The organism is Nocardia carnea, from assembly GCF_029868325.1.
GTDB classification, from domain to species: Bacteria; Actinomycetota; Actinomycetes; order Mycobacteriales; family Mycobacteriaceae; genus Nocardia; species Nocardia carnea_C.
In genome coordinates this window covers 1-5,416 of the sequence record NZ_JARWNW010000008.1, presented here as the reverse complement: position 1 = coordinate 5,416, position 5,416 = coordinate 1, and the positions used below count along the sequence as shown (strand labels likewise).

General features: G+C 56.2%; 3 rRNA genes. All 3 read left to right on the top strand.

Features of this window, described 5'->3' with window-relative positions:
* Positions 1-203 precede the first annotated feature (203 nt).
* The 3 genes from QH196_RS00100 (at position 204) to rrf (ending at position 5,412) form a co-directional block, all read left to right on the top strand.
* A 16S ribosomal RNA gene (locus tag QH196_RS00100) occupies positions 204-1,720 on the top strand.
* 321 nt (positions 1,721-2,041) lie between these two features.
* A 23S ribosomal RNA gene (locus QH196_RS00095) occupies positions 2,042-5,174 on the top strand.
* Positions 5,175-5,295: 121 nt separating this feature from the next.
* A 5S ribosomal RNA gene (gene rrf / locus QH196_RS00090) occupies positions 5,296-5,412 on the top strand.
* Together the 16S, 23S and 5S rRNA genes form the textbook arrangement of a ribosomal RNA operon.
* Positions 5,413-5,416 lie beyond the last annotated feature (4 nt).

Here is a 5,416-nt window from a genome sequence, read left to right as displayed (position 1 = left end):
TGTGTGCGTGTGTTCTTTGAGAACTCAATAGTGTGTTGATGAATGTCAGTGCCAAATATTTAATTTGGTTTCGGTTCTTCATACCCCCGTGTGGAGGGCCGAACATTTAAGTCAGCTAAATTCCGGCTGGCGATTGTTTTGCTAGGTTTTCGGACTCTAGTTTGTACTTTTGATTGCGCCCTTCGGGGTGTGATTGTGAGTCTTCAACGGAGAGTTTGATCCTGGCTCAGGACGAACGCTGGCGGCGTGCTTAACACATGCAAGTCGAGCGGTAAGGCCCTTCGGGGTACACGAGCGGCGAACGGGTGAGTAACACGTGGGTGATCTGCCTTGCACTCTGGGATAAGCCTGGGAAACTGGGTCTAATACCGGATATGACCACTTCTCGCATGGGTTGTGGTGGAAAGATTTATCGGTGCAAGATGAGCCCGCGGCCTATCAGCTTGTTGGTGGGGTAATGGCCTACCAAGGCGACGACGGGTAGCCGGCCTGAGAGGGCGACCGGCCACACTGGGACTGAGACACGGCCCAGACTCCTACGGGAGGCAGCAGTGGGGAATATTGCACAATGGGCGGAAGCCTGATGCAGCGACGCCGCGTGAGGGATGACGGCCTTCGGGTTGTAAACCTCTTTCGACTCCGACGAAGCGAAAGTGACGGTAGGAGTATAAGAAGCACCGGCCAACTACGTGCCAGCAGCCGCGGTAATACGTAGGGTGCGAGCGTTGTCCGGAATTACTGGGCGTAAAGAGCTTGTAGGCGGCTTGTCGCGTCGATCGTGAAAACTCGGGGCTCAACCCCGAGCTTGCGGTCGATACGGGCAGGCTTGAGTACTTCAGGGGAGACTGGAATTCCTGGTGTAGCGGTGAAATGCGCAGATATCAGGAGGAACACCGGTGGCGAAGGCGGGTCTCTGGGAAGTAACTGACGCTGAGAAGCGAAAGCGTGGGTAGCGAACAGGATTAGATACCCTGGTAGTCCACGCCGTAAACGGTGGGTACTAGGTGTGGGTTTCCTTCCACGGGATCCGTGCCGTAGCTAACGCATTAAGTACCCCGCCTGGGGAGTACGGCCGCAAGGCTAAAACTCAAAGGAATTGACGGGGGCCCGCACAAGCGGCGGAGCATGTGGATTAATTCGATGCAACGCGAAGAACCTTACCTGGGTTTGACATACACCGGAAACCTGCAGAGATGTAGGCCCCCTTGTGGTCGGTGTACAGGTGGTGCATGGCTGTCGTCAGCTCGTGTCGTGAGATGTTGGGTTAAGTCCCGCAACGAGCGCAACCCTTATCTTATGTTGCCAGCGCGTAATGGCGGGGACTCGTGAGAGACTGCCGGGGTCAACTCGGAGGAAGGTGGGGACGACGTCAAGTCATCATGCCCCTTATGTCCAGGGCTTCACACATGCTACAATGGCCGGTACAGAGGGCTGCGATACCGTGAGGTGGAGCGAATCCCTTAAAGCCGGTCTCAGTTCGGATCGGGGTCTGCAACTCGACCCCGTGAAGTTGGAGTCGCTAGTAATCGCAGATCAGCAACGCTGCGGTGAATACGTTCCCGGGCCTTGTACACACCGCCCGTCACGTCATGAAAGTCGGTAACACCCGAAGCCGGTGGCCTAACCCTTGTGGAGGGAGCCGTCGAAGGTGGGATCGGCGATTGGGACGAAGTCGTAACAAGGTAGCCGTACCGGAAGGTGCGGCTGGATCACCTCCTTTCTAAGGAGCATTCTCCACGCCGGCTCACATAGGTGGGTGCGGGTTGTGGCAGAGGCCATTACGAACTCGAATGTGGTTCGGTGGTTGCTCATGGGTGGAACGCTGACAACCTCCATCACAGACGGCTGGGACTGTGTTTCCGGTGCTGGTGGATATATCAACACACTGTTGGGTCCTGAAAGAACAGGCGTTCTTTCCAGGCAATAAACATGATCTGCTCGGATTTTCTGAGATACTGCCGGTTCGGTCGGTGAGTCCAGGAGTTCGGTTCGAGTGGGTGTGTTGTTTGAGAACTGCACAGTGGACGCGAGCATCTTTGTTTTGTAAGTGTTTTAGAGCGTTCGGTGGATGCCTTGGCACCAGGAGCCGATGAAGGACGTAGGAGGCTGCGATAAGCCTCGGGGAGCTGTCAACCGAGCTGTGATCCGAGGGTGTCCGAATGGGGAAACCCAGCACGAGTGATGTCGTGTTACCCGCATCTGAATATATAGGGTGTGTGGAGGGAACGTGGGGAAGTGAAACATCTCAGTACCCACAGGAAGAGAAAACAATATGTGATTCCGTGAGTAGTGGCGAGCGAAAGCGGATGAGGCTAAACCATGCGTGTGTGATACCCGGCAGGGGTTGCACGTGTGGGGTAGTGGGGCTCATTTTCTCATCACTGCCGTGGTGAGCAACAGTCAGAAAAGATCGTGTTAGTCGAATTGGTCTGGGACGGCCAACCGTAGACGGTGAGAGTCCGGTAGGCGAAAACACGTTCTCTGTTGTAGTGAGTGCCCGAGTAGCAGCGGGCCCGTGAAATCTGCTGTGAATCTGCCGGGACCACCCGGTAAGCCTGAATACTCCCTGGTGACCGATAGCGGACTAGTACCGTGAGGGAAAGGTGAAAAGTACCCCGGGAGGGGAGTGAAATAGTACCTGAAACCGTGCGCTTACAATCCGTCAGAGCCTGCGAGTCCTTGTGGCTGTGGGTGATGGCGTGCCTTTTGAAGAATGAGCCTGCGAGTTAGTGGCATGTGGCGAGGTTAACCCGTGTGGGGTAGCCGTAGCGAAAGCGAGTCCGAATAGGGCGTTCGAGTCGCGTGTTCTAGACCCGAAGCGGAGTGATCTACCCATGGCCAGGGTGAAGCGACGGTAAGACGTCGTGGAGGCCCGAACCCACTTAGGTTGAAAACTGAGGGGATGAGCTGTGGGTAGGGGTGAAAGGCCAATCAAACTCCGTGATAGCTGGTTCTCCCCGAAATGCATTTAGGTGCAGCGTCGCGTGTTTCTCACCGGAGGTAGAGCTACTGGATGGTCTAGGGGGCCCACAAGCTTACCGAAATCAGCCAAACTCCGAATGCCGGTGAGTGAGAGCGCGGCAGTGAGACTGCGGGGGATAAGCTTCGTAGTCGAGAGGGAAACAGCCCAGATCGCCGGCTAAGGCCCCTAAGCGTGTACTAAGTGGAAAAGGATGTGGGATTGCGCAGACAGCCAGGAGGTTGGCTTAGAAGCAGCCACCCTTGAAAGAGTGCGTAATAGCTCACTGGTCGAGTGATCCTGCGCCGACAATGTAGCGGGGCTCAAGTACACCGCCGAAGCCGCGGCAGTCGCACATATACATCCACATTTTCCTGCGGGAGGGTGTGCAGTGGTGTGGCTGGGTAGGGGAGCGTCGTGTAGCCAGGGAAGCAGCGGGGTGACCTAGTTGTGGAGGCTGCGCGAGTGAGAATGCAGGCATGAGTAGCGAAAGACGAGTGAGAAACTCGTCCGCCGAATGACCAAGGGTTCCTGGGCCAGGTTAATCCGCCCAGGGTGAGTCGGGACCTAAGGCGAGGCCGACAGGCGTAGTCGATGGACAACGGGTTGATATTCCCGTACCCGTGTATCCGCGCCCAATGGCGAATCATCTGTGCTAAGTGCCCAAAACCTGATGGACCTCCTTCGGGAGGCCGGATGGGGCTGCGCATGACCCTGGGTGTAGTAGTCAAGCGATGGGGTGACGCAGGAAGGTAGCTGGGCCAGTCAGTGGTTGTACTGGTGTAAGCCTGTAGGGCGAGTGGTAGGCAAATCCGCCATTCATGTGCCTGAGAGGTGATGCGTAGCCGATTGAGGCGAATTCAGTGATCCTATGCTGCCGAGAAAAGCCTCTAGTGAGTTGGTACACGGCCCGTACCCCAAACCGACACAGGTGGTCAGGTAGAGAATACTAAGGCGATCGAGAGAACTGTGGTCAAGGAACTCGGCAAAATGCCCCCGTAACTTCGGGAGAAGGGGGGCCCGAGCTGGTGACCGGTCTTGCACCGTGAGCTGGTTTGGGCCGCAGAGACCAGAGAGAAGCGACTGTTTACTAAAAACACAGGTCCGTGCGAAGTCGTAAGACGATGTATACGGACTGACGCCTGCCCGGTGCCGGAAGGTTAAGAGGACCGGTTAGCGCCTTTGGGCGCGAAGCTGAGAATTTAAGCCCCGGTAAACGGCGGTGGTAACTATAACCATCCTAAGGTAGCGAAATTCCTTGTCGGGTAAGTTCCGACCTGCACGAATGGCGTAACGACTTCTCTGCTGTCTCGACCACAGACTCGGCGAAATTGCATTACGAGTAAAGATGCTCGTTACGCGCGGCAGGACGAAAAGACCCCGGGACCTTCACTATAGCTTGGTATTGGTGTTCGGTACGGTTTGTGTAGGATAGGTGGGAGACTGTGAAACTCGCACGCCAGTGTGGGTGGAGTCATCGTTGAAATACCACTCTGATCGTATTGGACCTCTAACCTCGGACCATGATCTGGTTCAGGGACAGTGCCTGGTGGGTAGTTTAACTGGGGCGGTTGCCTCCCAAAATGTAACGGAGGCGCCCAAAGGTTCCCTCAGCCTGGTTGGCAATCAGGTGTCGAGTGCAAGTGCACAAGGGAGCTTGACTGTGAGACAGACATGTCGAGCAGGGACGAAAGTCGGGACTAGTGATCCGGCACCGGCATGTGGAAGCGGTGTCGCTCAACGGATAAAAGGTACCCCGGGGATAACAGGCTGATCTTCCCCAAGAGTCCATATCGACGGGATGGTTTGGCACCTCGATGTCGGCTCGTCGCATCCTGGGGCTGGAGTAGGTCCCAAGGGTTGGGCTGTTCGCCCATTAAAGCGGCACGCGAGCTGGGTTTAGAACGTCGTGAGACAGTTCGGTCTCTATCCGCCGCGCGCGTTGGAAACTTGAGGAAGGCTGTCCCTAGTACGAGAGGACCGGGACGGACGAACCTCTGGTGTGCCAGTTGTCCCGCCAGGGGCACGGCTGGTTGGCTACGTTCGGAAGGGATAACCGCTGAAAGCATCTAAGCGGGAAGCCTGTTCCAAGATGAGGTTTCCCACCACCTCGAGTGGTTAAGGCCCCCTACAGACCATGGGGTTGATAGGCCGGAACTGGAAGCCAGGTAACTGGTGGAGGTGACCGGTACTAATAGGCCGAGGGCTTACAAACAAAGGTTGCTACGCGTCCACTGTGCAGTATCTGAAACAACACACAGATACAGAAGACACCCGACAACACTTCATTCGTGGAGTGGCTAAAGGGTGGCTCTCTGTGGATAGTTTCATAGAGTTACGGCGGTTATAGCGGCAGGGAAACGCCCGGTCCCATTCCGAACCCGGAAGCTAAGCCTGCCAGCGCCGATGGTACTGCACTCGACAGGGTGTGGGAGAGTAGGACACCGCCGGAACATA